We start from the raw sequence: 25,572 nt of genomic DNA, 5'->3' as shown, positions 1-25,572 counted from the left end.
AATTGAATGGCGACGGACGAGTCGCCATTCGATCTTTTGCACAGGTTGTGCCAAGCGAAGCAGAGCGCGCCGGTCATCGGTTTCGCTCGAATTTATCGACGCATAACGGCGTACTCCGAACGACAGTTCGATCGCGCGATGTCGGCGCGCGCCCGACACTCAATCCAGCGCGACGACGGGAACCGACACGCGGCCTTCCATCAGTACGCGCGCGCTGCGGCTCATGATCGCTTTCTTCACTTGCCATTCGCCGTTCGCTTCGACGGCCTCAGCGCCGACGCGCAACGTGCCCGACGGATGCCCGAAGCGCACCGACTGACGCTCGCCGCCGCCCGCCGCGAGATTGACGAGCGTGCCCGGAATCGCCGCCGCCGTGCCGATGGCGACCGCCGCCGTGCCCATCATCGCGTGATGCAGCTTGCCCATCGACATCGCGCGCACGAGCACGTCGACATCGTCCGCGCCGATGCGCTTGCCGCTCGACGCGACGTATTCCTTCGGACGCGCGACGAACGCGATCTTCGGCGTGTGCTGACGTTTGGCGATTTCATCGAGGCTCTTGATGAGCCCCATGCGCAGCGCGCCGTATGCGCGAATGGTTTCGAAGCGCTTCAACGCGGCATCGTCGCCGTTGATCGCGTCCTGAAGCTCGGTGCCCTTGTAGCCGATGTCCTCCGCGTTCACGAAGATCGTCGGAATGCCCGCGTTGATCATCGTCGCCTTGAAGGTGCCGACGCCGGGCACGTGCAGATCGTCGACGAGATTGCCGGTCGGGAACATCGCGCCTTCCGCGCCTTCTTCCTCGGCGGCGGGATCGAGAAATTCGAGCTGCACTTCGGCGGCGGGGAACGTCACGCCATCGAGTTCGAAGTCGCCGGTTTCCTGGACGGCGCCGTTGGTCATCGGCACATGCGCGATGATCGTCTTGCCGATGTTCGCCTGCCAGATGCGCACGATTGCAATGCCGTTATCCGGCACGCGGTCGGGATCGACGAGGCCGCTCGTGATCGCGAACGGACCGACCGCCGCCGAAAGATTGCCGCAATTGCCGCTCCAGTCGACGAATGGCTTGTCGATGGCGACCTGGCCGAAGAGATAGTCGACGTCATGTCCGGCGCGCGCGCTCTTCGAGACGATGACCGTCTTGCTCGTGCTCGACGTCGCGCCGCCCATGCCGTCGATCTGCTTGCCATACGGGTCCGGGCTGCCGATCACGCGCAGAAAGAGCGCATCGCGCGCGGGGCCGGGCACGCGCGCCGCTTCGGGCAAATCGTTCAGGCGAAAGAAAACGCCCTTGCTGGTGCCGCCGCGCATGTAGGTCGCGGCGATCTTGATCTGAGGTGCGTGTGCCATGTGATTCGTATCCTTGATTGAATGTCAGGCCGCTTCTTTCGACGACTCCAGGAAGTCCTGCGCGAAGCGTTGCAGCACGCCGCCGGCTTCGTAGATCGAGACTTCCTCGGCCGTGTCGAGCCGGCACGTCACGCTCACTTCGACGCGTTCGCCGTTCGCACGATGGATGACGAGCGTGAGATCAGCACGCGGCTTGCGCTCGCCGATGACGTCATAGGTTTCGGTGCCGTCGATGCCGAACGTCTGCCGATTTTCGCCCGGCTTGAATTCGAGCGGCAGCACGCCCATGCCGATCAGGTTCGTGCGATGAATGCGCTCGAAGCCTTCCGCGACGATCGCTTCGACGCCCGCGAGACGCACGCCCTTCGCGGCCCAGTCGCGCGACGAGCCTTGTCCGTAATCCGCACCCGCGACGATGATGAGCGGCTGCTTGCGCTCCATATACGTTTCGATGGCTTCCCACATGCGCGTGACGCGGCCTTCGGGTTCGATGCGCGCGAGCGAGCCTTTCTTCTGTTGACCATCGACGATGGCCATTTCGTTGATGAGCGTCGGATTCGCGAACGTCGCGCGCTGCGCCGTCAGATGATCGCCGCGATGCGTCGCGTACGAATTGAAATCCTCTTCGGGCAAGCCCATTTTCGCGAGATATTCGCCGGCCGCGCTGTTCGCGAGAATCGCGTTGGACGGCGAGAGATGGTCCGTCGTGATGTTGTCGCCGAGCACCGCGAGCGGGCGCATGCCCTTGAGCGTGCGAGCGCCTGCAAGCGCGCCTTCCCAATACGGCGGACGGCGAATGTAGGTGCTTTGCGCGCGCCAGTCGTAGAGCGGGCTGATGGCTTCGCCGCTTTGCGCGGTCAACGCGAACATCGGTTCGTAGACGCGACGGAACTGCTCGGGCTTCACGCTTTGTTTGACGATGGCGTCGATTTCCTCATCGCTCGGCCAGATGTCCTTCAGATACACGGGCTGGCCGTTCTTGCCGATGCCGAGCGCATCGCGTTCGATATCGAAACGGATCGTGCCCGCGATCGCATACGCGACGACGAGCGGCGGCGACGCGAGAAACGCCTGCTTCGCATACGGATGAATGCGGCCGTCGAAATTGCGGTTGCCGGACAGCACGGCGGTCGCGTACAGATCGCGATCGATGATCTCCTGCTGGATCGCCGGGTCGAGCGCGCCGGACATGCCATTGCACGTCGTGCACGCGAACGCGACGATGCCGAAGCCGAGCTTTTCCAGATCGGGCAACAGACCGGATTCCTGCAGATACAGTTCGACCGCTTTCGAGCCCGGCGCGAGCGACGACTTTACCCACGGCTTGCGCGTGAGACCTTGCGCATTCGCATTGCGCGCGATGAGCGCCGCCGCGATCACGTTGCGCGGATTGCTGGTGTTCGTGCAACTCGTGATCGCCGCGATGATGACCGCGCCGTCCGGCATCTGCCCCGGCGTTTCTTCCCATTTGCCCGCGATGCCGCGCGTCGCCAGTTCGGACACCGGCAGGCGCTTGTGCGGATTCGAGGGACCCGCCATGTTGCGCACGACCGTCGACAGATCGAAGCGCAACACGCGTTCGTATTCCGCGTGCGTCAACGAATCGGCCCACAGGCCAGCGGTTTTCGCGTAATGCTCGACGAGGCTCACTTGCTTGTCGTCGCGGCCCGTGAGACGCAGATACTCGATCGTCTGCTCGTCGATATGGAACATCGCGGCGGTCGCGCCGTATTCGGGCGCCATGTTCGAGATCGTCGCGCGGTCGCCGAGCGTGAGGCTCGACGCGCCTTCGCCATGGAACTCGAGATACGCGCCGACGACCTTTTCCTTGCGCAGGAATTCGGTGAGCGCGAGCACGATATCGGTCGCCGTGATGCCCGGCTGACGCTTGCCCGTCAGCTCGACGCCGACGATATCCGGCAGACGCATCCACGATGCGCGGCCGAGCATCACGTTCTCCGCTTCGAGCCCGCCGACGCCGATCGCGATGACGCCGAGCGCATCGACGTGCGGCGTGTGGCTGTCGGTGCCGACGAGCGTATCGGGATACGCGATGCCATCGACCGCGTGAATCACCGGCGACATGCGCTCCAGATTGATCTGATGCATGATGCCGTTGCCCGGCGGAATCACATCGACGTTCTTGAACGCCTTCTTCGTCCAGTTGATGAAATCGAAACGATCTTCGTTGCGCCGGTCTTCGATCGCGCGATTCTTCGCGAACGCATCCGGATCGAAGCCGCCGCATTCCACCGCGAGCGAATGATCGACGATGAGCTGCACCGGCACGACCGGATTCACCTTCGCGGGATCGCCGCCCTGGTCCGCGATCGCGTCGCGCAGGCCAGCGAGATCGACGAGCGCGGTCTGTCCGAGAATGTCGTGGCAGACGACGCGCGCGGGAAACCACGGAAAATCGCGCTCGCGCTTGCGTTCGACGAGCTGCATCAGCGATTGTTCGAGGATCGCCGGATCGCAGCGGCGCACGAGATTCTCGGCGAGCACGCGCGAGGTGTAGGGCAGCTTGTCATAAGCGCCGGGCGCGATCGCTTCGACGGCTGCGCGCGCGTCGAAGTAATCGAGTGTGGTGCCGGGCAGGGGTTTGCGGTTTGCAGTGTTCATCGCCGTGTCTCGGTCATGGCATGGTCTTTCGCGCGCCATGCTCAAAGGTATTGTGGGGAAGACCCCTTCGACTGGAAATCCGGGCTATTTTAGGCGCCGATTTCAAAAATAACCCGCCGCCGGCGCGGCGACGGGCCGAAGCTCTTCACGGATCTCGCGTATCACCGTAAAGAGGGCTGATGCGCTTTACGCACGCTTTGCCAGCGGGACGAACTCGAGGTTCTCCGGACCGGTGTAATTCGCGCTCGGCCGGATGATCTTGTTGTCGATGCGTTGCTCGATGATGTGCGCGCTCCATCCCGACGTGCGCGAGATCACGAAGAGCGGCGTGAACATCGCGGTCGGCACGCCCATCATGTGATATGAAACCGCGCTGAACCAGTCGAGGTTCGGGAACATCTTCTTCGCGTCCCACATCACCGATTCGAGGCGCTCGGCGATATCGAACAGCTTCGTATCGCCGGCTTCCTTCGACAGATTCCTCGCGACTTCCTTGATGACCTTGTTGCGCGGATCGGAGATCGTGTACACCGGATGGCCGAAGCCGATCACGACTTCCTTATTCTCGACGCGGCGTTTGATATCGGCTTCCGCTTCATCCGGCGTCTGATAGCGCGATTGAATTTCGAACGCGACTTCGTTCGCGCCGCCATGCTTCGGACCGCGCAGCGCGCCGATCGCGCCGGTGATCGCGGAATACATGTCCGAACCCGTGCCCGCGATCACGCGCGCCGTGAACGTCGATGCGTTGAACTCGTGCTCGGCGTAAAGATTGAGCGATACATGCATCGCATCGACCCAAGCTTTGGACGGCGCGACGCCATGCAGCAGATGCAGAAAGTGACCGCCGATGGAATCGTCATCCGTTTCGACTTCGATGCGCTTGCCGTTGTGCGAATAGTGATACCAGTAGAGCAGCATCGAGCCGAGCGAGGCCATCAGCTTGTCGGCGATATCCTTCGCGCCCGGCACGTTGTGATCGTCCTTCTCCGGCAGGATCGTGCCGAGCACGGAGACGCCGGTACGCATCACGTCCATCGGATGCGCGGACGCGGGAATCCATTCCAGCGCGGCTTTGAGATTCGCGGGCAGGCCGCGCAACGCCTTCAGCTTCGTCTTGTATGCCTTCAGTTCGGCGGCGTTCGGCAGCTTGCCGTGCACGAGCAGATGCGCGATCTCTTCGAACTCGGACGTCGTCGCGACATCGAGAATGTCGTAGCCGCGATAGTGCAAGTCGTTGCCCGTCTTGCCGACGGTGCACAGCGCGGTATTGCCCGCCGTCACGCCCGACAGCGCGACGGATTTCTTCGGCTTGAATGCGCCCGCGCTTGCGGTGCTGTTGTCTGCTTCGCTCATGAATTTGTCTCCTGAAACAAGGGTTATTTCTTCGCTGCGAACAATTGGTCGAGCTTGTCTTCGTAGGCGTGATAGCCGAGGTATTTGTACAGGTCGGCGCGCGTCTGCATCGTTTCGACGGCGGCCTTTTGCGTGCCGTCGCGCTTCACTGTCTCGTAGAAGTTCAAGGCCGCTGCGTTCATCGCGCGATACGCGCCGCAACAATACAACGCGATGTCGACGTTCGCATCCTTCAGTTCATCGACGGTGAAGAGCGGCGTCGAGCCGAACTCGGTCAGATTCGCGAGGATCGGCACGCGCACCGCAGCCTTGAAGCGGCGATAGTCATCGAGCGATTTCATCGCTTCGGGGAAGATCATGTCCGCGCCCGCTTCGACATACGCGACGGCGCGCTCGATCGCCGCGTCGATGCCTTCGGCGGCGGCCGCATCGGTGCGCGCCATGATGACGAACGAATCGTCGGTGCGCGCATCGACGGCGGCTTTCACGCGATCGACCATTTCGCCGGTCGGCACGACTTCCTTGCCCGGACGATGCCCGCAGCGCTTCTGTCCGACCTGATCTTCGATATGCACGGCCGCCACGCCCGCCTTGATGAACGAGCGGATCGTGCGCGCGATGTTGAATGCGCCGCCCCAGCCGGTGTCGATATCGACCATCAGCGGCAGCGACGAGGCGTCGGTGATGCGGCGCGCGTCGATCAGCACGTCTTCCATCGTGCTGATGCCGAGGTCGGGCATGCCGAGCGAATTCGCGGCCACGCCGCCGCCCGACAGATAGAGCGCCTTGAACCCGACGGCTTCGGCCATCTTCGCGGCGTAAGCGGTGATCGCGCCGACGACCTGCAGCGGCGATTCCTCGCGGACGGCCTGGCGGAACCGCGCGCCGGCGGTCTGTGCGGACTGGATTTCGGAACTCACGTTTGTCTCCTGAAAAAGTGCTGCGTATAAAAGCAACTACCTTGCCATCTTGCGATATTTTTCTAACTCGTTGATTTTTCGTGGTTTAGACGTTTCGGCTCCCAGCGCTTGATTTCACGTCTGAAATTTCCTGTTTCGAAACTGAAATCCGTAGCGCATACTGGATTTTTTTTGCGCAGACGATCATGCAAACCGAAACCGCCTCGCGCCCGCGCATCTGGGCGGTCGGCATCAGCCGGCTAAGGGATTTGTTCATCGATCTCGTCGACACCTACGCCGAGCGCGCCGAACTCGATGTCGTGGCGCTCGGCTTCGAGGATGCCGCGAACAGCATCGAATCGGCGCGCGACGGCCGGCCGGATGTCGTCGTGGCGGGCGGCTCGAACGGCGCTTATCTGAAGAGCCGCGTGTCGGTGCCGGTCGTCGTCATCAGTCCGACCGGCTTCGACGTGATGCATGCGCTCACGAAGGCGCGGCGCGAGGGCGCGAGCGTCGCGCTCGTCACGCACGGCGACACGCCCGCGGAAATTCGCCGCTTCCTCGCCGTGTATGGCATCGACGTGATTTGCGCGTCCTATCGCTCGGCGCAGGACGCCGAAAACCTCGTGCTCGATCTGCGTGATCGCGGCGTCGATGTGGTCGTCGGCCCCGGCCTCGTCGCGGATCTGGCGGCGGACGCGGGCATGAGCGCGGTGTTTCTGTATTCGCGCACGTCGGTCGTCGCCGCGTTCGAGACGGCGCTCGAAGTCGCGCAGGCGATGCGCCGCGAAGTCGCGCGGCGCAATCGGCTCGACAACCTGTTGCAGCATCTTCGCGATGGCGTCGTCGCCGTCGATGCGCTCGGCCGCATCGAAGCGATCAATCGGCGGCTCGCCGCCGCGCTCGGCATCGCGGATGCGTCGCGCGCCGTCGGACAGGCGTTGCTCGATGTCGCGCCCGAACTCGACGGCGTGCTGCCTTCCGCCGACGGCGACGTGTTCGGCGCGGTGCGCGGCGTGAGCTACGCGATCCATCGCGGACCGCTCGCAAGCGATGGCGCGTCGGGCGGCACGATCTTCACCTTCCAGGAATCGCGCGCGGTCGAGCGGCTCGACCGGACGCTGCGCTCGCGGCAGGGCGCGCAGGAATTCGTCGCGCGTTATCGGCTGGAGGATGTCGTCGGCGAATCGGAGTCGATCGAGCGCGTGCGTTCGCTCGTGCGCCGCTACGCGAAATCCGACGCCACCGTGCTGATTCTCGGCGAAAGCGGCACGGGCAAGGAGATGGTCGCGCAGAGCATGCATCGCCTGAGCCGCCGCAAGGACTTTCCGTTCGTCGCGATGAACTGCGGCGCGTTTCCCGAAGCCCTGCTCGAAAGCGAGCTTTTCGGTTACGAGGAGGGCGCGTTCACCGGCGCGCGCAAGGGCGGCAAGGCGGGGCTGATCGAGGCGGCGCATCGCGGCACCTTGTTTCTCGATGAAATCGGCGAGATGCCGCCGTCGCTGCAAAGCCGGCTGCTGCGCGTGCTGCAGGAGCGCGAAGTGATACGGCTCGGATCGACGGAGCCGACGCGCGTCGATATTCGCGTGATCGCGGCGACGCATCGCACGCTCGCGCAAGGCGTCGCCGATGGTTCGTTTCGCGCCGATCTTTTTTATCGCATCAATATTCTGAGCATCGCGTTGCCGCCGTTACGCGCACGTTCCAGCGACGTCCTGCTGTTGGCGACCGCGCTGCTGGCACAGGCCGCGCGGCGCGACAAGGCGCTTGCGTCGCGCGTGCCCGATCGCGAAGCGGCGGCGCGCGTGCTCGCGCCGCTGGAAGATGCGCTGTGCCGATATCCGTGGCCGGGCAATGTTCGCGAGTTGCAGAACATCGTCGAGCGTATCGCGGTGGAGTTATCGGATCGGGATGCGCCCGTTGCACTCGCGCTCGACGAACTGGAAGCGATCGCGCCTGAGCTGTTCGAGGACAAGTCCGACGCAAACGCGGACCGCTCGCTGCGCGATCTCAGCCGATCGGTGGAAGCCGATCAGGTCCGCGCATCGCTGGCTGCGTTCGGCGGCGATCGCGATGCCGTCTGCAAGGCGCTCGGCATCAGCAAGACGACGTTGTGGCGAAGGCTCAACGCGAAGCCGAAAAGCTGACGAGCCGCGTAAATGTGTCCGTAAGCTCGCGCTGCTAGCATCTCCTCTCTTTCCCAATCCAGAACCTAACGAACTCATGAAAAAGGCTGTCATTGCTGTGTTTGCCGCTGGTGCGGCATTTTTTTCCGTCGCTCCGGCTTTCGCCGCTTCGCACAATCACCATCAGGTTTGCCACAAGGTCAAAGTGCATCATCACTGGGAACGCCACTGCAAGTAAGCGCGTTTCGCAGCCGAAGGCGATGAGCCCCGTTCGCATTTTCCGACGGGGCTTTTTTTCGTCTCGCGACGCCGCGATCGCGCCGTGAAAGCGCGCTGTTAACAGTCGCCGTCGCCTATACTTTTTTCGCAGTCAATCGATATCCATACTGCGGCTTTCCCGAACGGAAGCGCTGTTGCTCATGCGCCATTGCCGCCTTGTCCTGCTTCCTCTCTGCCTCTTTATGCACGCAAAGAAAACGCGGCGCGTCAATACGTGCGGCCGCTTCACTTTCATTCGATGAGGACACCATGGCTACCTACATCATGCTGCTGAATTGGACCGATCAGGGCGTGCGTACCGCGAAGGACACGGTCGATCGCGCGCGCGCATTTCGCGAAGCGAGCAAGGCGATGGGCGCGACCATCGGCGCACTGCACTGGACGCTTGGCGCATACGATCTCGTTACATCGTTCGATGCACCCGACGATGAAACCGCGACGCGCCTCGGCCTCGCGCTCGGCGCACTCGGCAACGTCCGATCGACGACGATGCGCGCGTTCGGCGAAAGCGAGATGGAACGCATCGTCGGGGGATTGAAGTGAATCGGATAACTTAATAACGCATCGACCTCTGCATTTGGCGTGCCCGGGCGCGGCACGGTCATTGCGCAACTCATGATCGAGCAGACGGAAACGCCTGCGTCCTAATTTCCAGTCCGATCAAGGAGGGACGGATCATGAACAAGGCAATTGGCGCACTCATCGCGGCTGTAGCCGCGGCGGCACTGTCGAGCGGCGTTTATGCGCAGACGGCGGGAGGATCGAGCGGCTCGACGGGCAGCACGGCCAGCCCGGCGAATCAGGTGAACGGTGCGACGGGCGGATATGGCACGCCGGGCACCACCCATTCCGGCAGCGGCATGGCCGCCAAGCCCAATAGCGGCTTGCCGAGCAGCACGAACAGCACGACGAAGTCCGACGCGCCCGCGCCGAAGAGCAACAACACCTTGGCAACGCCGAGCGTCGTATCGCCGGCAGCCGGCCAATAACGCGGTATGAAAGACGGCGACCCATGTATCGGGTCGCCGGGCGTTGTGCGCTGCAATGCGTAGCAGGCGGATGTCGCAAGTTGCGACATCCGCATGGACAGGACTTCGGCAGGGTGTCCGATTTTGCGACACACCCTGCCGATGCCGTCATCACAGAGCGCGAAGGCCATCCACGCAGGCTCACGCGATGCCCCCGCTCGCTTAGCGATTGGCGTGGTCCTTGCTCTTATCCCGGCGCATCGCTTCAGGCGAAGCATCGACGATAACGAACAAGGAGACATCACGTGAAGGCTGCCGTGCTGCATGAGTACGACGAAACGTTGTCCCGCGACGAATTCGTCCGCTATCAAGACGTCCCCACTCCCGAAATCTCGCGGCCCGACGATGTGATCGTCCGGATCGGCGGCGCGGGTGTGTGCCGGACCGATCTGCATATCGTCGAAGGCATCTGGCGCAGCAAGGTCGATATCGCGCTGCCCTACATCATGGGCCACGAGAACGCCGGCTGGGTCGAGGCGGTCGGGCGGGGCGTCGAAAGCGTCAAGGTGGGCGATCCGGTCATCTGCCATCCGCTCGTCACGAGCGGCCACTGTCTCGCGTGCCGGCGCGGCGACGACATGCACGCGACCGAAAGCCGTTTTCCCGGCATCAACTCGAACGGCGGCTATGCCGAATATCTCGCGACCGGCGAACGTTCGCTGATCCGCCTGCCGTCCACGCTCGCGCCGAAGGACGTCGCGCCGTACACCGACGCGGGCCTCACTGCCTATCGCGCCGCGAAGAAGGCATCGCGTCATCTTTTGCCGGGGCAGTTCGCCGTCGTGATCGGCGCGGGCGGTCTGGGTCACATCGGCATTCAGGTGCTGAACGCGCTGTGCGCGGCGGAGATCGTCGTCGTCGACCGATCGGAGACCGCCCTCGCGCTCGCGAAGGAATGCGGTGCGCATCATACGGTTCAGGGCGGCGACGACGCCGTCGAGCGCGTGCTCGAACTCACGCAAGGCAACGGCGCGGAAGCCGTGATCGATTTCGTCGGCGAAGGCAACGCGATCGCGCAAGGTCTCGCGATGACGCGCAACGCGGGCTTCTATTACATCGTCGGCTACGGCGGAAAGATCGACATTCCGACGATCGACATGATCACGAGCGAAAAGACCATCGTCGGCAATCTGGTCGGCACGTATCCGGAACTCGTCGAGCTGATGGCGCTGGCCGATCGCGGACTCGTCCATCTCGCGACGCGCGAGTATCGACTGAGCGAGGCGAATCAGGCGCTGCGCGACCTGCATCACGGCAAGGTGAAAGGACGCGCGGTCCTCATTCCGTAACGACCGGCCGGCCTCGCGACAGACGAGGCCCGCAAGCCAGGCTTTCAGCGGAGAACGCCATGACTGCGCAGGGCCAACCCACGCCCATATCGGAGCGCGTGCGGCTCGTGATCGAGCTCACGTGGATCAATTCGGAGCATCTGCGAAGCAAGAGCCGTTTCGCGGGCGTCGAAATCGAACTCGAAAGCGCGCTGGCCGCGAGCCGGCCCGAAGCGCGCACGTCGCTGCAATTGTTGCGCATCGAAATGCTGCGCGATCAGCTTTGGGAAGCGGACCGGGCGCTGAGCGCGCTGGAGGAAGAGCGCGCGCGTCTGGAGGCGGCGCTCGCGAACGCGGAGGCGGCGACGCGCACCGCGCATGGCCGCGATCCGCGATGAACGTAAGCGCGCCCACGCCGCTCGTCGAGCTGCTCGGCGCGTGCTGGACGGCGCACGCGAGCGTGACGGCGGCGACGTGGAATGTAGGCGGCACTCACGCGGGCTTCACGCTCGGCGATGGAACGCTCGTGCTCGCGTCGGGCGAATGGGAAGGCGGTCCGCAACTCAAGGCGCACGAGACGCGCGGCGTCGAGTTGATCAAGGCCACCGCGCCGCCGCCGCCGCTCGCGCGCTTTGCGATACACGATGGCGCGAGCCTCGGGCTCGCCGCCGATGCCGATGGCGGCTTTCTGAGCGCGGGCGATGACGGCAGGCTCGTGCAGATGGACATCGATGGCAATGTGCGCCAGCTCATAGCGCAGCACGGCCGACGAATCGATCACGTCGCCGTCTCGCGCTCGGGCGTGCGCGCGTATGCGAGCGGCGCGCTGGTGCGGCTCATCGGCGCGATGGAAAGCGAGTTGACGCTGCCCGCTTCATCGACCGCGCTGATGTTTGCGCCCACCGCGCAGCGACTCGCCATCGCTCACGCGGGCGGCGTCACGCTGTGGGATACGCGCGCCGCGACGTCGCGGCTCTTTGCGTGCGCCGGATCGCCGCGCGCGATCGCGTGGAGTCCCGATGGCCGGTATCTCGTCGCGGGCACGGAAGGCAACGCGCTGCACGGCTGGCGTCTTCCCGATGGCGACGATATCGAACTCGGCGGCTATGCGCTGCAGCCCGGCTCGCTGTCGTTCTCGGCGGACGGCCGCGTGCTCGTCACGAGCGGCGGACCGCGCGCGGTGTGCTGGCGCTTCGATCCGCCCGATGCGGATGATCGTCCGCGCGAATGCGGCGTCGCGGGCAGCGCGCCGGTGAGTGTCGTCGCGTGTCATCCGTCGTTGTCGCTGATCGCGGTCGGTTATCGAAGCGGCGCGGTGCTGTTGTGCCAGCCCGGCGGCGCGGACGTGCTGTTCGTCCGGGCCAACGGCGGCGCGGCGATATCCGCGCTTGCGTGGGCGCCCGACGGCGGGCGTCTCGCCTATGGCACCGAAGCCGGCGAGATCGCGCTCGTGTATTTGCCGCACGCGCTATTCCGCATTTCAGGTTCGCATTAGACGCTCGAGGGAGACGGAGATGACGACCGATGCATCCACGAAGGAAGCGTTTTTCGAGCGGCTCGGCGCGCTGTCCGACGACATGATCGCCGCGCATGGCCGCGACTTCGCGATGGGCGCGCTGATACTCGCCGCGCGTTTCATCGCACAAGGTCAGCCGGTCGCGGATGCGGCGAATGCAAGCGCGAGCAAGATCATCGTCGACCATTGAGTGATGTCGCAATTCGGGACACCGTAAGAAATTCGATCGTCGCGTTCCACGACACAAGCGCATCGAAAACCCATGAAAAACGGCGTATTCGCGGATGGCACGCTTGTCGCTCTTCAAGCTGCCGTGCCGATGCAAACGGCGCAATCGCCCTGTAACCGGACAAGGAGAGCTCGATGTCAGAAGCATTAACGCTCAACAAGATCACATCCCAGCGAGGCATCAGTATCGGCGAGGCGGCAAAACGCGTCGCCGATCTCGGCTGGACACCCAGTTACGTTCAGGAAGCGATGACCTTCCCGACGGACTACAAGATCAGCAAGGCGCCGCGCGATCCGATGAAGCAGGTGCTGCGCTCGTATTTCCCGATGCAGGAGGAAAAGGACAACCGCGTCTACGGCGCGCTCGATGCCGCGCTGCGCGGCGACATGTTCCGCAATGTCGAACCGCGCTGGGTCGAATGGATGAAGCTGTTCCTCGCGATCATTCCGTTCCCGGAAATCTCGGCCGCGCGCTCGATGGCGATGCTGGGCCGTCTCGCGCCCGGCGAAGAACTGCGCACGGGCTTCACGATGCAGATGGTCGACGAGTTCCGCCACTCGACGATCCAGATGAATCTGAAGAAGTGGTACATGGAGAACTACATCGATCCGGCGGGTTTCGACATCACCGAAGCCGCGTTCGGCAAGTGCTACGCGACGACCATCGGACGTCAGTTCGCTGAAGGCTTCCTCACCGGCGACGCCGTGACGGCCGCCAACGTGTTCCTGCAAGTGGTCGCGGAAACGGCGTTCACGAATACGCTGTTCGTCGCGATGCCGTCGGAAGCCGCGCGCAACGGCGACTACGCGCTGCCGACGGTGTTCCTTTCCGTGCAATCGGATGAGAGCCGTCACATCGGCAACGGCCATTCGCTGATGATGTCGGTCATCAACGACCCCGACAATCATCTGCTGCTCGAACGCGATCTGCGTTACGCGTTCTGGCAGAACCACGCGATCGTCGATGCGGCTATCGGCACGTTCATCGAATACGGCACGACGGACCGCGACAAGAAGAAAGAGTCGTATGCGGAGCTGTGGCATCGGTGGATCTACGAAGACTATTACCGCACCTACATGCTGCCGCTCGAAAAGTACGGCATCAAGATTCATCACGACGATGTCGCCGCCGCGTGGGATCGCCTCGTCAAGAAGAACTACGTGCACAAGGTCGCGCAGTTCTTCTCGGTCGGCTGGCCGGTGAACTTCTGGCGCATCGAGGCGCAGACCGAGAAAGACTTCGAGTGGTTCGAGCACAAGTATCCCGGCTGGTATGCGGAGTTCGGCGAGTACTGGAAGTGGTACGCGAAGAAGAGCGTGCCCGGCCAGACCAACATGCTGTTCGATCAGGAGAACGGCTACGTGTATCCGCATCGCTGCTGGAGCTGCCTCGTGCCGTGCCTGATTCGCGAGGACTTCTGCGTCGATGAAGTCGACGGCAAGCTCTACACGTATTGCTCGGAGCTATGCCGATGGACGCACAAGGTCGCGTTCGCGTCGGAATACGAAGGCCGCCCGACGCCTGCGATGGGCCGTTTCAGCGGGCGCCGCGAATGGGAAGAGGTCTATCACGGCTGGGACCTCGCGGATTGCATCAAGGATCTCGGCTTCGTGCGCAGCGACGGCAAGACGCTCGTGCCTCAACCGCATCTGCGTTTCGACAACCGCGACATGTGGACGCTCGATGATGTGCGCGGCCACACGATCCAAAGCCCGATCGTGTTGATACGAGAGATGACGCCGGAGCAGCGCGAGAAGCACATCGCGGAGTATCGCGCGGGCTTCACGATCAATCCGTGCAATTGACCGATGCGAGGGAGGCGCGTATGAGCGGCGATGAGTCTGTGACGCACACGGTCCGCTTCGAGCCGGTCGGTGTGGAGATGTCGGTCGAGGAAGGCGAAACCGTGCTGGAAGCGGCGTTCCGTCAAGGCATCGCCGTTATGCACGGATGCAAGGAAGGGCAGTGCAGCAGTTGCAAGTCGTTGCTGGTCGAAGGCGACGTCGAGATGAAGAAGTATTCGACCTTCGCGCTGCCCGACTACGAGAAGGAATCGGGTCACGTCTTGCTTTGCAGGACGCTGGCCTACAGCGATCTCACCGTCGAACTGCTCAACTACGACGAAGACCTGATGCGCCGCTCCATACCCGTCGCCGAATACGACGCGACCGTCACGAGCATCGCCGCGCTCACGCACGACATCAGGCTGCTCGAAGTGGAACTGAGCCGTCCGTTGCGTTACTGGGCGGGGCAGTACGTCGATCTGACGCTGCCATCGGCGGGCATCACGCGCTCTTTCTCGATGGCCAATCCGCCCGATGGCGAACGGCGCCTCTCCTTCATCATCAAGAAGTACCCGAACGGCGCGTTCTCGTCGCGGCTCGACGAAGGTCTCAAGCCCGGCGACCGGATGATCGCGAAAGGTCCGTACGGCACCTGCTTTCGACGCGAGGATCAGCCCGGCCCGATGGTTCTCGTCGGCGGCGGATCGGGGATGTCGCCGCTGTGGTCGATCTTGCAGGACCACGTCGCGAGCGGCGAAGAGCGGCCCGTGCGCTTCTTCTACGGCGCGCGCACGCGCCGCGATCTGTTCTATCTCGACGAGTTCGCGGACTTCGCTGACAAGCTGCCGGACTTCCGCTTCATACCGGCGCTCTCGAACGCCGAAGCCGCCGACGAGTGGACGGGCGAGACGGGTTTCATCCACGAAGTCGTGAGCCGCACCTTGCGCGACGAAGCGCTCGCAGGCGATATCGATGCCTACACGTGCGGTCCCACGGCGATGATCGACGCCGTGATCCCGGTGCTGCAAATGGCCGGCGTAGAACCGGAACGGCTGTATTTCGACAAGTTCACGCAGGCGGTCCGATGACGGCCCGTCGCCCTGATATTCGCTGATCGGAAAGGAGACATGACATGAGTACGTCGACGGAGCAGTCATCGCCGCTTAAGTCGGGCGCTGCGGGCGCGGCGCAGTTCGTGGGCTGGGACAGCCGCAAGTACAACTATTTCGAACCGAAAGGACGCAAGGCAAGCCATTACGAAGACATGACCGTCGACGTGCAGCCAGACCCGAAGCGCTATCTCATTCAGGACTGGATACTGCAATTCGCCGACGGCACGCCGACCTATTCCGAAACGTGGACCGCCGCGCAATGCTCGGACTGGCACACGTTCCGCGCGGTCGATGAAGAATGGGAGCGCACGCACTATCAGCGCCAGTCGACCATCGTCGGAATGATTACGAACGCGATCGGCAATGCGCGGCGCTCGGGCGCGGTCAAGCGCTTCGACAAAGCCTGGGTGAAGGTGCTCGAACATCATCTCGGCGCGTACAAGCACGCGGAATTCGGGCTCGGCACGGCGACCATGCACGCGCAGCGCTACGGCTACACGCAGATGATCAACAGCGCGATCCTGACCAATGCATCGTACAAACTGCGCTTCGCTCAGGACTTGACGTTGTATCTCGGCGAGATCGCGCTCGATCTGCCGGGCTTCGATCTCGATGCGGGCAAGGAGCACTGGCTCAACGATCCGATGTGGCAGGGCACGCGCCGCGCGATCGAAACCATCGGCGGCGCGACCGATTACCTCGAAAAGTATTTCGCGGTGAACGTCGTGTTCGAGCCGCTCGTCGGCGATCTCTTTCGCAGCGGCTTCATCATGCAAGTGGCTGCCGCGCAGAACGACTTCGTGACGCCGACCGTGGTATCCGCCGCCGAAGGCGACTACGAGCGCAATCTCGCCAACGCGGTCGAGCTGTTCCACATGCTTGCCAACGATCCCGCGCATGGCGATGCGAACCGCGCGCTCTTCGGCGCATGGCTCGACAAGCATGGCGCGCTCGCCGCCGATGCCGCGAAGCATCTTCAGCCGATCTGGTCCATTCCGCACGCGAAAGCCGCGCAATACACCGACGCCCTGAGCAGTTCGGTCGAGCGCGCGCAACTGATCGCGAAGGAAGTCGGCATTCCGTTTTCGCTCTCCATTCAAGCCTGAATCCACCGCGAACAGGAGCCGCTCATGTCAGTGCATACCGACAACATCTTCAAGCCGATCAAGGATCTTCGCTTCGATCAGACCATCTCGCATCAATGCGGCGTCACGATGAACGACAGCGTCGAGGCGCGCGCGATTGCGGAACTGATGGCGACGAAGCCGGGCATCACCGTGACGTATCTGCCCGCGATGATCCGCATCGACGGGCAGGGAAAGATCGAGTTCAAGATGGGCGAAATCAGCGACGTGCTGGGCCGCGAGATGACGCCACATCTGTTCGAGATATCGACATCGACGCATTACGGACGGATGGTGATGATCGACGACGATACCGTCGTGCTGTTCGGCAACATGGAAGACGCAATGGCCTACGAATGAAAACGTTCGCGGGTGCGCCCGCGAGCGACAACCCCACGGAGACAGCAACATGTTCAGAACCCAGGACGGCGAGGACATTTTCATCATCGACGGGCACGTTCATCTTTGGGACGGCAGCAAGGCGAACGTGAAGAACGTGCATGGCCAGCAGTTCATCGACTGCTTCTATGCGTATCACAAGAACCTGAGCCCGAAGGAATACCTGTGGCCGAAGGAAAAGTTCGACCAGTACGGCGAAGCGGTCATGTATGAAGACCTTTTCGTCACCGGTTACGACGACATGGCGATCTGCCAGCCGACCTATCTGACCGACTTCTACAAGAACGGCTTCAATACCACCGAAGCGAACTATGTGGTGAAGAAGAAGTATCCGCATCGGTTCATCGTGAACGGCGCGTTCGATCCGCGTGACGGCGAAGCGGGGCTCGAACGTCTCGAGGAGCTGGCGCAGTTGTACAAGATTCAGGGCGTGAAGCTCTACACGGCCGAATGGCGCGGCGACAGCAAGGGCTACAAGCTCTCCGATCCGGGCGCGTACCGGTTTCTCGAACGCTGCGAGAAGCTCGGGATCAGGAACATTCACGTTCATAAAGGACCGACGATCCTGCCGCTCAATCGCGATGCGTTCGATGTCGCCGATATCGACGACGTGGCGACGAGCTTCCAGAACCTGAACTTCATCGTCGAGCATTGCGGCTTGCCGCGTCTCGATGACTTCTGCTGGATCGCCACGCAGGAGACGAACGTGTATGGCGGCCTCGCGGTCGTGCTGCCGTTCATCCACACGCGGCCGGAATACTTCGCGCATGTGATTTCGGAGCTGCTGTTCTGGATCGGCGAGGACCGCATTCTCTACGGCAGCGATTACGCGATCTGGTCGCCGAAGTGGCTCATCGACAAGTTCATGGCGTTCGAGTTGCCCGAATCGGTCGCGAAGGAAACGGGCGCGAAGCTGTCGCTGGAGGCGAAGAAGAAAATCCTCGGGCTGAATGCGGCGCGTCTGTACGGCATCGATATCGAGGCGCAGAAGAAGCTGCTCGAACAGACGCCGCAAAGCGCGGTCGCGCACGCATGAGCGCCGCGAGCGCGGTGAGCGAACCGGCGGCGCAAGTGTGGGAGCGGCTCGCATCCGTCATCGATCCGGAACTCGACGAGTCGGTGACGGAGCTCGGCTTCGTCACGTCCGTCGATGTCGATGCCGATGGCGGCGTGAGCGTCGCCTTCCGGCTTCCGACGTACTGGTGCGCCGCCAATTTCGCGTATCTCATGGCGGCGGACATGCGCGCGGCGATCGCGAATCTGCCGTGGGTGACGGGCATCGGCATGACGCTCGACGAGCACATGTACGCCAACGAGATCAATCGCGGCATGGCGCAGAACCTGTCGTTCCGGCAGGCATTCGGCGATGCCGCGAACGACGATCTCGACGCGGTGCGGCAGACATTTCTCGTCAAGGCATTTCAGCGCAGGCAGGCGGCGTTGCTCGCGCATCTGCTGGCGAGCGGGCGCGAAGCGGAGGCGCTCGTGCGGCTCACCATCGGCGAGCTTGCATCGCTTGCCGACGAGCCGGAACGCGCGCATCTGATCTCGCGTTACATGGAACGGCGTCACGTATGCGGCGGCGCGATGGACGAAGCGCAGCCCGCGTTCATCGACATACACGGCGTGCCGCTCGATCCTGCGACGCTCGGCGCGTATCTGCGCGAGTTGCGGCGCGTGGGCGTCAACGCCGAGTTCAACAGCGCGCTATGCCGCGGTCTTCTTGCGGCGCGTTACGACGATGTCGAAGAGAAGCCGGTTCGCTTCTATCCGCGAACGCGCGATGCATCGACGATACGGACATAAATCGAAAGACAGGAGACAGGAGCACACGATGCCGAACATCATGTTGCATGACGAAGAAGCGCGCGCGGCGCTCGGCCGGGGCGTGGGCAAGCTCGCGCGGGCGGTACGCGGAACGCTCGGGCCGAAGGGCATGAACGCGATCATCGACCGGCCGATCGGCTCGCCGATCATCTCGCGCGACGGCGTGAGCATCGCGAGCGAGATCGAGCTGGAAGATCCGTTCGAGAACATCGGCGCGCAGGTCGTGCGGGAAGTGTCGAAGCAGACGAACGACGTCGCCGGCGACGGCACGACGACCGCCACCGTGCTCGCCGATGCGCTCGTGCAGCAGGGCCTCGAATGTCTCGCGGACGGCGCGAATCCGGTCGAACTCGTGCAGGGCCTCGAAGCCGCGGTGTACGAAACGATCGACGCGCTCAAGCGTTCCGCGACGCCGCTTTCCGGACCGGAAGAAGTGCGCGCGGTCGCCGTGGTGGCCGCCAACGACGAATTTACCGGCGGTCTCGTCGCCGAGGCGCTGGAGCGCGTGGGCGCTGACGGCATCGTCGATGTCGAATACGGCTCGACCGTCGAGACGCGGCTCGAAGTGGTGGAAGGCATGGCGTTCGACCGCGGCTATCTTTCGCATCACATGGTGACGGACATCGAACGCATGCAGGTCGTGCTCGACAATCCGCTCATTCTCATGACGGATCAGCGCCTGCAAAGCCAGGACGACGTCGCCGCGATTCTCGCGCTCGCGAACGAGCACAAGCGCGCGCTCTTCATCATCGCGGAGGAAGTCGCGCCCGCGTGCGTCGTCACGCTGCTCGCCAATCGCGACAACGGAGGCTTCGGCGTCGCGGCGATTCATCCGCCCGAATACGGCCACTGGCGGCGCGCGATGCTCGAAGACATCGCGATCGTCACCGGCGGGCGCGTCATCGCGCGCGATCTCGGCGGCCGGCTCGACGCCATCGACATGCGCGACTTCGGCAGCGCGCGCCAGGTGCGCGTGTCGTCGAATCAGACGATCATCACGGCGGGCGCGGGCGACCCCGCCGCCGTATCGGCGCGACGCCAGCAGGTCGCGCGGCAATATGACATGGCGCCGGAGAACGTCGAGCGCGACAAGTTCGAAGTGCGCCTCGCGAAGCTCTCGGGCGGCACCGCGATGATCCTCGCGGGCGGAGCGACGCCCGTCGAGCAGAAGCGCCGGCTTCATCTGATCGAGGATTCCATCAACGCGGCGCGCGCGGCGATTGCCGAAGGCGTGGTGCCGGGCGGCGGCACGGCGCTGCTGCGGGCATCGGCGCAACTCGACGGATTGATCGCGCGAAGCCACGGCGCCGCGCAACTCGGCGCGATGCTGCTCAAGCGCGCGCTCGCGAAGCCGTTGTTCACGATCGCGTCGAATTGCGGACTGGACGGCGCGTCGATCGTCGCGCAGGTGGCGAAGGCGGATCGCGCGACCGGACTCGACGCGCGCACCGGCGAGATCGCCGATCTGGCCGCGCGCGGGATCATCGATCCCGTGAAGGTGAGTTACAGCGCCGTGCGCAACGCGGCCTCCGTCGCCGCGCTGATCCTGACGACGCAGACGCTCATCGCGAAGAAGCCCGACATCACCGATCCGACGGCGGGCCCGGCGCTCGGCGCGGGCGCGGAGCTGCTCGGCCGCAAGTAGCGCGCGCTGCTGCGCTGCGACACAGCGCGCGCCGCCAACGGGGGCGTTTTCCCCGAGAGGACGAGAGACGCACGAGGTCTATACTCAGCGGACTGTGCTGCGCAATCGCCGGGCCAAGCCGGCGAATCCCGATGCAGCAGCCCCCGCGAGTCGCGCCGACGCCCGCCGCAAGAGCGGGCCGCGCTCCACCTCGCACGGAGGAGACACATGACGAGGCGCCTCATCGGTATGCCGGCTGGCGGCGGTCGCGCGAGCGACCCCTTCGTCGCCGGGTGGACGCGGCCCGACGCAAGCGCCGCCGATCACTCCGACACCGACACCATGCTCGCCTGGGAGCGTTTTCTCGCAGGCGAGATCAGCACGGCCGCGCCGACCGAACTGATCGCATCATGGAAACGAAGTCTGCAATCGGGCGTGAATCCGACCTCGGGCGCAGCGCCGTTCGCCGTGCATGGCGATGCGATCAACACGCTGCGCTGGCGGCATCGCGAACTGCTCGCGGCGTCCGACCGGCTTTTCACGGCCACCGCCGATCTCTTCGCGGATTCGTATTCGATCCTTCTCTTGACCAACGCCGACGGCGTGATTCTCAAGGCGGCCGGCGATCTGCGCACGCTCGACGCCGGCGAAAAGATCCATCTGATGACGGGCGGCGACTGGCGCGAGGCATCGGCCGGGACCAACGGAATCGGCACGGCGCTCGCCACGCGTCAGCCGACTTACGTGCACGGCTCCGAGCACTTCTGCGAAGGCATCAAGGCATGGAGCTGCGCCGCCGCGCCGATCTGCGAACCGGGGACCGGCGCGGTGCTCGGCGTGCTGGACATATCGGGGCCGCCATCGACGTATCAGATCAACAATCTGACGCTCGCCGTCACCGCCGCGCGCCAGATCGAAATGGTGCTCGCGGAGCAGGTGGCGCGCGAGCACATGCGTCTGCTGGCGTTCTGCTTGCAGCGGCTTTCCTCGACGGATGCCGCCGGGCTCATCGCCATCGACCGGCACGGACGGCTCGTGCACACGACGGCGCGCATCGCACTGCCGGTCAATCCGGGCGAGCGCTTTCCCGGCATGGGCGAGCATTTCCCCGTCGAGGACTGGGCCAATCATCTGCCGCAAGGACTGCGGCCCGAGTGGTTCAATCCGGTCGTCGCGGACGGCGAAGCGATCGGCGCGATGCTGATCGTGCCGCAGCCTTCCGGCCTCTCGAATGCGTCGCGTCTTGCGGGCGGCGCGCGCCGCGTCGGGCCGCAAGTGCAGCCGCGCGGCGAAGCCGACCCGCAACGCAACCGCTTTGAGCAGATCATCTGCCAGAGCGCGGCGATGCAGCGCGCGATCGAACGCGGACGGCAGCTTGCGCGACGGCGCGTGCCGGTGCTGATCGAAGGCGAAACGGGCGTCGGCAAGGAGCTGTTCGCGCGCGCGATCCACGGCGAGGAATCCGACGAAGGACCGTTCGTCGCCTACAACTGCGGGGCGGCGTCGAAGGAACTGATCGGCGCGGAACTCTTCGGCCACGTGCGCGGCGCTTATACGGGCGCGACGGCGGAAGGACGTCCCGGACGATTCGAACTCGCGCATGGCGGAACGCTGTGCCTCGACGAGATCGGCGAATTGCCGCTGGAACTGCAGCCGGTGCTGTTGCGCGTGCTCGAAGAAGGGGTGATCTATCGGCTCGGCGATACGCAGGCGCGTCGCGTGGATGTGCGCCTGCTCGCCATGACGAATCGCAATTTGCGCGAGGAAGTCGAGTGCGGGCGATTCAGGGCGGACCTTTACTATCGCGTCGGCGTCACGCGGATTCGCATTCCGGACCTGCGCGAGCGCGATGGCGACGTCGATCTGCTGATCGATCACTTCAACCGCTCGCTCGCGCTGCGTCACGGCGTGCCGGCGCGGCAGTTTCCCGACATCGTGATGGAAGTGCTGCGCGCCTATTCGTGGCCGGGCAATGTGCGCGAGTTGCGCAACGTGGTCGAGAACCTGTTGCTGACATCGAATGACGAGCGCGTCGCGCTGGTCGAGCTGCCGCCGGAAGTGCTCGATGAATCGCCGACCGTGCGTGACACGGTCATGTCGAACGCGACGCCCGGCGCGGGCAGCCTCGAGGAAACCGAGCGCTTCGCGATCGCGCGTGCGTTGCGGCATGCGCAGGGCAACATGGCGCAGGCGGCGCGCGCCCTAGGCGTGTCGCGCAGCACGCTGTATCGCAAGATGGAGCAGTATCGGCTTGCGGTCGACGAAAAGCGTTCGTAGCGCAAGCCGTTCTCGGATATCGCCAGCGCGCCGCGCCCTTACCGCAGCGAATAGAAAGTAACACCCGGTAAGGTTTGACGCGAAGTGTGCATTCATCGGGCATTCGATCTGTCGAGGCATGCCATATCGTTCGATACGGCGACTCAATCCGCCGACGCCCAATGAACGAACACATCTCCGAGAACGAACCAAACATGAATACACGAAAGAAGTTGCACAGCCCATCCATCGACTTGCGGCGCTGCGCGCGTCTCGTTGCGTGCGTGATGTTGACGTCGCTCGGCGCGATGACTGCATCGCATGCCGCGAGCTTTCGCTGTCCGCATGACGCGTCCGCGTCGGAGCGGCTCGTCTGTGCGGACCCGGAACTTTCATCGCTCGACGATAAGCTGGCCGCCGTTTTCCGCGAGGCGCACGACGCGACGACCGACGCGACCGCGCTCGATGCGGATCGCGTGGCGCAATGGCAATGGCGTCAGCGCAACTGCAAGGACAAGGCGTGCGTGACCGACTGGTACACGCGGCGCATCTCCGAGCTGCAAGCGGACGTCGCGCACGGAAAGAAGCAGACTGCCGAGCACATCAAGTACGGCATCGCCGAACAGCGGCTTGCGCCGTCGGCGGAAGCGGCCGTGCTTCGGATGAAAGGGCTTGACGGCGGGAAGGATGAACAGGCCGGCGCTGAATCGAAGACATCGGCCGATGTCGAAAAGAAGAGCGCCGTCGTCGGACAGGTGAACGTCGAACGGCTTCGCGCGGCGTCATCCGCACACTACGAGACCGCTGCTGCCGCTCCGTTGATGAACGCGAACATCACGCACAATCCCGCGCTTTCGACGCCATGCAAGAGCGACTGCGCGCAGCGGCAAGTGCGTATCGCTTTCTAGTTTCGGCTTGATCCGGTGAAGGGCGACGTGGAGGAACGCGTCGCCCCGAGCGCGTCAGCAGGCCAGCGCGCAGTAGATTCCGCCGAGCGTGCCCGCCGCGCCCAGACCCATTCCCAAAGCGATGTTTCCTACGGTGGTGGCGCATCCGCCGAGCATGAAGGCGAGCAGCAACGCGATGAGGGAAGTAATGAGTTTGCGCATGATGTAGCGATTCGGTTTGCGGTAGGCGGGAGAGACGTCTTCGACGTGCGGCATACGAGGCACGAGGCCGGAGCCGATCGTAGCAACGGCCAGTCGCATCCATTGCGCGGAAAAGACGTGGAAGCAGCGCGGCTCTTACCAACTATTTCGTGTTCCGCATTGACCGATGACCGCACCGCTGGCGGATAGGAGCCGTCGGCTTCTGTCATCATGGAGTCGCTTAGGCGAATCCAGGGGTGTCATGTCAGATCTCGAGCATGAGAACGAAATCCGCGAAAATGCGATGCACGAACGCGCCGCGAGCGAGGAGCACGACGAATCGGCGGTCGGCCGCACCGGCCCGCTGAACGAAGCGGCGCTCCTCGGGCGCAAGACGCCGCCGTGGCCGGATTCCGCGGCGGCCAATCCCGGTCAGCACGCGCCCGCCGGCAAGCCCGGCACGATGCGCGCATTGGCCGGTCTGCTGTTCGGCCTCGCGCTGCTCGTCGCGGGGAACGGCCTGTTTCAGACGCTGATTCCCTTGCGCATCCTTCAGTCGGGCTATTCGACGTTCGTCACGGGGCTGATCCAGTCGAGCTATTACGCCGGATTCATATTGGGCGCGGTCGTCAATCGGCGGCTGATCGATCGCATCGGTCAGCATCGGACGTTCGTCGCGTTCTCGGCGGCGGCCTCGATTCTCGCGCTCGCTTTCGGCGCGGCGCAGTCGCCCTGGGTGCTGGGCGGCGTGCGACTTCTCACGGGCGTCGCGTTCATGGGCTTGTACACGTCCGTCGAAAGCTGGCTCAACGGCACCGTCGACAACGAGAAGCGCGGCCAGGTATTCGGTCTGTACGCGGCGATCAACTATCTGGCAGTGGGCAGCGGCCAGTTCCTGCTGAATGTGGGCGCGGGGTCCGGCGCGCAGCAGTTCTCGATCAGCGCGGCGCTCTTTGCGGCGGCGGTGTTGCCGGTCACGTTGATGGAAGGCTGGCCGGTGAAAGTGAACGATGCGAATCTCGATCGCGTGCCCGCGCGAAGCTGGGGAGAGAGCCTTCGCGAAATGATGGCCGTGGCGCCGCTCGGCGTGCCGGGCTGCATACTGACCGGCTTCATCTACAGCAACTTCTATGCGCTGATGCCCGTCTATCTGCAACGCTCGGGCTTCACGACGGAGGAACTCGCGACGTTCATGGGCGTTGCGCTGATCGGCGCTTTGCTGCCGCAGTTCCCGATGGGACGGCTGTCTGATCGCATCGACCGGCGGCGTCTGGTTCTATGGACCTCGTTGACATCGGCGGTGTTGAGCCTCGTGCTGTTCTGCCTGGATTTTCGCATCGTCACATGGTGCGCGACGCTGGCTTATGTCGCCGTGACGTTCACGCAATACGGGCTGATCGTGTCGCATGTGCAGGACCGCACGGAGTCGCATCTGCGCGTTGCAGTGTCGGCGATGCTGCTCGTGCTCTTTTCTCTCGGCGGCATGACGGGACCGACGCTGGCATCCGCGTTGATGACGCTCATCGGGCCGAGCGGACTGTTTCTCTTCAATGCGCTGTCGTGCGTATTGCTGGCGCTGAGTGCAAGGCACGCGCTTAGGCTATCCGCGCGGGCGGCCGAATGAAGCTCCCGTTATTTCCGCCCGGTCGTTGCTTCGCTCAGTCATAAACGATAACCTTGAT

Annotated in this window: 23 protein-coding genes; 18 read left to right on the top strand and 5 right to left on the bottom strand. The window is 63.8% G+C overall.

Features of this window, described 5'->3' with window-relative positions; translation table 11 throughout:
- Positions 1-159: 159 nt before the first annotated feature.
- From prpF to prpB, 4 genes are all read right to left on the bottom strand, one after another.
- Entirely contained in the window at positions 160-1,353 is a 1,194-nt protein-coding gene (gene prpF, locus BG60_RS28870) for a 2-methylaconitate cis-trans isomerase PrpF (protein WP_008345875.1), read from the bottom strand.
- Between the two features lie 24 nt (positions 1,354-1,377).
- Positions 1,378-3,975, bottom strand: coding sequence for a Fe/S-dependent 2-methylisocitrate dehydratase AcnD (acnD, locus tag BG60_RS28865; RefSeq protein ID WP_008345873.1), 2,598 nt, complete (start codon positions 3,973-3,975; stop codon positions 1,378-1,380).
- 186 nt (positions 3,976-4,161) lie between these two features.
- The gene (gene prpC / locus BG60_RS28860) at positions 4,162-5,331 is read right to left on the bottom strand and encodes a bifunctional 2-methylcitrate synthase/citrate synthase (protein ID WP_008345871.1); all 1,170 of its coding nucleotides are present in this window, start codon (positions 5,329-5,331) and stop codon (positions 4,162-4,164) included.
- Positions 5,332-5,354: 23 nt separating this feature from the next.
- Positions 5,355-6,251, bottom strand: coding sequence for a methylisocitrate lyase (prpB, locus tag BG60_RS28855; RefSeq protein ID WP_008345869.1), 897 nt, complete (start codon positions 6,249-6,251; stop codon positions 5,355-5,357).
- Between the two features lie 185 nt (positions 6,252-6,436).
- Here prpB and prpR point away from each other — a divergent pair, with 185 nt between their 5' ends.
- From prpR to BG60_RS36405, 17 genes are all read left to right on the top strand, one after another.
- Positions 6,437-8,377 carry a propionate catabolism operon regulatory protein PrpR gene (gene prpR, locus BG60_RS28850; protein WP_008345867.1) on the top strand — a complete coding sequence of 647 codons (1,941 nt, stop codon included), beginning with the start codon at positions 6,437-6,439 and terminating at the stop codon, positions 8,375-8,377.
- Positions 8,378-8,453: 76 nt separating this feature from the next.
- Positions 8,454-8,594, top strand: coding sequence for a hypothetical protein (locus tag BG60_RS39125; protein WP_167561871.1), 141 nt, complete (start codon positions 8,454-8,456; stop codon positions 8,592-8,594).
- Positions 8,595-8,884: 290 nt separating this feature from the next.
- Entirely contained in the window at positions 8,885-9,178 is a 294-nt protein-coding gene (locus tag BG60_RS28840) for a GYD domain-containing protein (protein ID WP_008345865.1), read from the top strand.
- 134 nt (positions 9,179-9,312) lie between these two features.
- Positions 9,313-9,624: a hypothetical protein gene (locus tag BG60_RS37220; RefSeq protein ID WP_075583566.1), complete on the top strand. Its 312-nt coding sequence runs from the start codon at positions 9,313-9,315 to the stop codon at positions 9,622-9,624.
- A gap of 284 nt (positions 9,625-9,908) precedes the next feature.
- Positions 9,909-10,952: an NAD(P)-dependent alcohol dehydrogenase gene (locus BG60_RS28830; RefSeq protein WP_008345864.1), complete on the top strand. Its 1,044-nt coding sequence runs from the start codon at positions 9,909-9,911 to the stop codon at positions 10,950-10,952.
- Between the two features lie 59 nt (positions 10,953-11,011).
- Positions 11,012-11,329 (top strand): hypothetical protein, encoded by a 318-nt coding sequence (locus BG60_RS28825; protein WP_008345862.1) that lies wholly within the window; start codon positions 11,012-11,014, stop codon positions 11,327-11,329.
- Positions 11,326-12,426 carry a WD40 repeat domain-containing protein gene (locus BG60_RS28820; RefSeq protein ID WP_034473658.1) on the top strand — a complete coding sequence of 367 codons (1,101 nt, stop codon included), beginning with the start codon at positions 11,326-11,328 and terminating at the stop codon, positions 12,424-12,426. Before BG60_RS28825 ends, BG60_RS28820 begins: the two co-directional genes overlap by 4 nt.
- A gap of 19 nt (positions 12,427-12,445) precedes the next feature.
- On the top strand, positions 12,446-12,637 hold the full coding sequence (locus tag BG60_RS28815; RefSeq protein WP_008345859.1) for a hypothetical protein: 192 nt from the start codon (positions 12,446-12,448) through the stop codon (positions 12,635-12,637).
- A gap of 173 nt (positions 12,638-12,810) precedes the next feature.
- Positions 12,811-14,481 (top strand): aromatic/alkene/methane monooxygenase hydroxylase/oxygenase subunit alpha, encoded by a 1,671-nt coding sequence (locus BG60_RS28810; RefSeq protein WP_008345857.1) that lies wholly within the window; start codon positions 12,811-12,813, stop codon positions 14,479-14,481.
- 20 nt (positions 14,482-14,501) lie between these two features.
- Complete coding sequence (locus BG60_RS28805) at positions 14,502-15,548, top strand: NADH:ubiquinone reductase (Na(+)-transporting) subunit F (RefSeq protein ID WP_008345856.1); 1,047 nt, start codon at positions 14,502-14,504, stop codon at positions 15,546-15,548.
- A 44-nt stretch (positions 15,549-15,592) separates the two neighbouring features.
- Positions 15,593-16,678 carry an aromatic/alkene monooxygenase hydroxylase subunit beta gene (locus tag BG60_RS28800; protein ID WP_008345854.1) on the top strand — a complete coding sequence of 362 codons (1,086 nt, stop codon included), beginning with the start codon at positions 15,593-15,595 and terminating at the stop codon, positions 16,676-16,678.
- A gap of 24 nt (positions 16,679-16,702) precedes the next feature.
- Positions 16,703-17,056, top strand: coding sequence for an MmoB/DmpM family protein (locus BG60_RS28795; protein WP_008345851.1), 354 nt, complete (start codon positions 16,703-16,705; stop codon positions 17,054-17,056).
- Between the two features lie 49 nt (positions 17,057-17,105).
- Positions 17,106-18,131, top strand: coding sequence for an amidohydrolase family protein (locus tag BG60_RS28790; protein WP_008345850.1), 1,026 nt, complete (start codon positions 17,106-17,108; stop codon positions 18,129-18,131).
- Complete coding sequence (locus tag BG60_RS28785; protein ID WP_008345846.1) at positions 18,128-18,901, top strand: metal-sulfur cluster assembly factor; 774 nt, start codon at positions 18,128-18,130, stop codon at positions 18,899-18,901. Before BG60_RS28790 ends, BG60_RS28785 begins: the two co-directional genes overlap by 4 nt.
- A 28-nt stretch (positions 18,902-18,929) precedes the next feature.
- Positions 18,930-20,567: a molecular chaperone GroEL gene (gene groEL, locus BG60_RS28780; protein WP_008345844.1), complete on the top strand. Its 1,638-nt coding sequence runs from the start codon at positions 18,930-18,932 to the stop codon at positions 20,565-20,567.
- A gap of 207 nt (positions 20,568-20,774) precedes the next feature.
- On the top strand, positions 20,775-22,823 hold the full coding sequence (locus tag BG60_RS28775; protein WP_008345842.1) for a sigma-54-dependent Fis family transcriptional regulator: 2,049 nt from the start codon (positions 20,775-20,777) through the stop codon (positions 22,821-22,823).
- Positions 22,824-23,017: 194 nt separating this feature from the next.
- Positions 23,018-23,710, top strand: a complete 693-nt coding sequence (locus BG60_RS36405) for a lysozyme inhibitor LprI family protein (RefSeq protein ID WP_144403547.1) — start codon at positions 23,018-23,020, stop codon at positions 23,708-23,710.
- A gap of 54 nt (positions 23,711-23,764) precedes the next feature.
- On the opposite strand, the gene BG60_RS28765 is transcribed toward BG60_RS36405, so the two are convergent.
- Positions 23,765-24,010 carry a hypothetical protein gene (locus BG60_RS28765; RefSeq protein WP_144403548.1) on the bottom strand — a complete coding sequence of 82 codons (246 nt, stop codon included), beginning with the start codon at positions 24,008-24,010 and terminating at the stop codon, positions 23,765-23,767.
- Positions 24,011-24,152: 142 nt separating this feature from the next.
- Here BG60_RS28765 and BG60_RS28760 point away from each other — a divergent pair, with 142 nt between their 5' ends.
- A complete protein-coding gene (locus BG60_RS28760) occupies positions 24,153-25,514 on the top strand; it encodes an MFS transporter (protein ID WP_008345836.1) in 1,362 nt (453 codons plus the stop codon).
- The last annotated feature ends 58 nt before the right edge of the window (positions 25,515-25,572 follow it).

The organism is Caballeronia zhejiangensis, assembly GCF_000698575.1.
GTDB lineage: Bacteria > Pseudomonadota > Gammaproteobacteria > Burkholderiales > Burkholderiaceae > Caballeronia > Caballeronia zhejiangensis.
The sequence above is the reverse complement of the archived record's forward strand: the minus strand, read 5'-3'. Positions and strand labels throughout refer to the sequence as shown.

Bases quoted from the DNA above. Each gene is read 5' to 3' on its own strand.
- BG60_RS28805 (WP_008345856.1), top strand. From the start codon at position 14,502: ATGAGCGGCGATGAGTCTGTGACGCACACGGTCCGCTTCGAGCCGGTC.
- BG60_RS28815 (WP_008345859.1), top strand. From the start codon at position 12,446: ATGACGACCGATGCATCCACGAAGGAAGCGTTTTTCGAGCGGCTCGGC.
- acnD (WP_008345873.1), bottom strand. From the start codon at position 3,975: ATGAACACTGCAAACCGCAAACCCCTGCCCGGCACCACACTCGATTAC.
- prpR (WP_008345867.1), top strand. From the start codon at position 6,437: ATGCAAACCGAAACCGCCTCGCGCCCGCGCATCTGGGCGGTCGGCATC.
- BG60_RS28810 (WP_008345857.1), top strand. From the start codon at position 12,811: ATGTCAGAAGCATTAACGCTCAACAAGATCACATCCCAGCGAGGCATC.
- BG60_RS28760 (WP_008345836.1), top strand. From the start codon at position 24,153: ATGTCAGATCTCGAGCATGAGAACGAAATCCGCGAAAATGCGATGCAC.
- prpF (WP_008345875.1), bottom strand. From the start codon at position 1,353: ATGGCACACGCACCTCAGATCAAGATCGCCGCGACCTACATGCGCGGC.
- BG60_RS37220 (WP_075583566.1), top strand. From the start codon at position 9,313: ATGAACAAGGCAATTGGCGCACTCATCGCGGCTGTAGCCGCGGCGGCA.
- BG60_RS36405 (WP_144403547.1), top strand. From the start codon at position 23,018: ATGAATACACGAAAGAAGTTGCACAGCCCATCCATCGACTTGCGGCGC.
- prpC (WP_008345871.1), bottom strand. From the start codon at position 5,331: ATGAGCGAAGCAGACAACAGCACCGCAAGCGCGGGCGCATTCAAGCCG.
- BG60_RS28790 (WP_008345850.1), top strand. From the start codon at position 17,106: ATGTTCAGAACCCAGGACGGCGAGGACATTTTCATCATCGACGGGCAC.
- BG60_RS28825 (WP_008345862.1), top strand. From the start codon at position 11,012: ATGACTGCGCAGGGCCAACCCACGCCCATATCGGAGCGCGTGCGGCTC.
- groEL (WP_008345844.1), top strand. From the start codon at position 18,930: ATGCCGAACATCATGTTGCATGACGAAGAAGCGCGCGCGGCGCTCGGC.
- BG60_RS28800 (WP_008345854.1), top strand. From the start codon at position 15,593: ATGAGTACGTCGACGGAGCAGTCATCGCCGCTTAAGTCGGGCGCTGCG.
- BG60_RS28795 (WP_008345851.1), top strand. From the start codon at position 16,703: ATGTCAGTGCATACCGACAACATCTTCAAGCCGATCAAGGATCTTCGC.
- BG60_RS28775 (WP_008345842.1), top strand. From the start codon at position 20,775: ATGACGAGGCGCCTCATCGGTATGCCGGCTGGCGGCGGTCGCGCGAGC.
- BG60_RS28785 (WP_008345846.1), top strand. From the start codon at position 18,128: ATGAGCGCCGCGAGCGCGGTGAGCGAACCGGCGGCGCAAGTGTGGGAG.
- BG60_RS28820 (WP_034473658.1), top strand. From the start codon at position 11,326: ATGAACGTAAGCGCGCCCACGCCGCTCGTCGAGCTGCTCGGCGCGTGC.
- BG60_RS28840 (WP_008345865.1), top strand. From the start codon at position 8,885: ATGGCTACCTACATCATGCTGCTGAATTGGACCGATCAGGGCGTGCGT.
- BG60_RS39125 (WP_167561871.1), top strand. From the start codon at position 8,454: ATGAAAAAGGCTGTCATTGCTGTGTTTGCCGCTGGTGCGGCATTTTTT.
- BG60_RS28765 (WP_144403548.1), bottom strand. From the start codon at position 24,010: ATGCGACTGGCCGTTGCTACGATCGGCTCCGGCCTCGTGCCTCGTATG.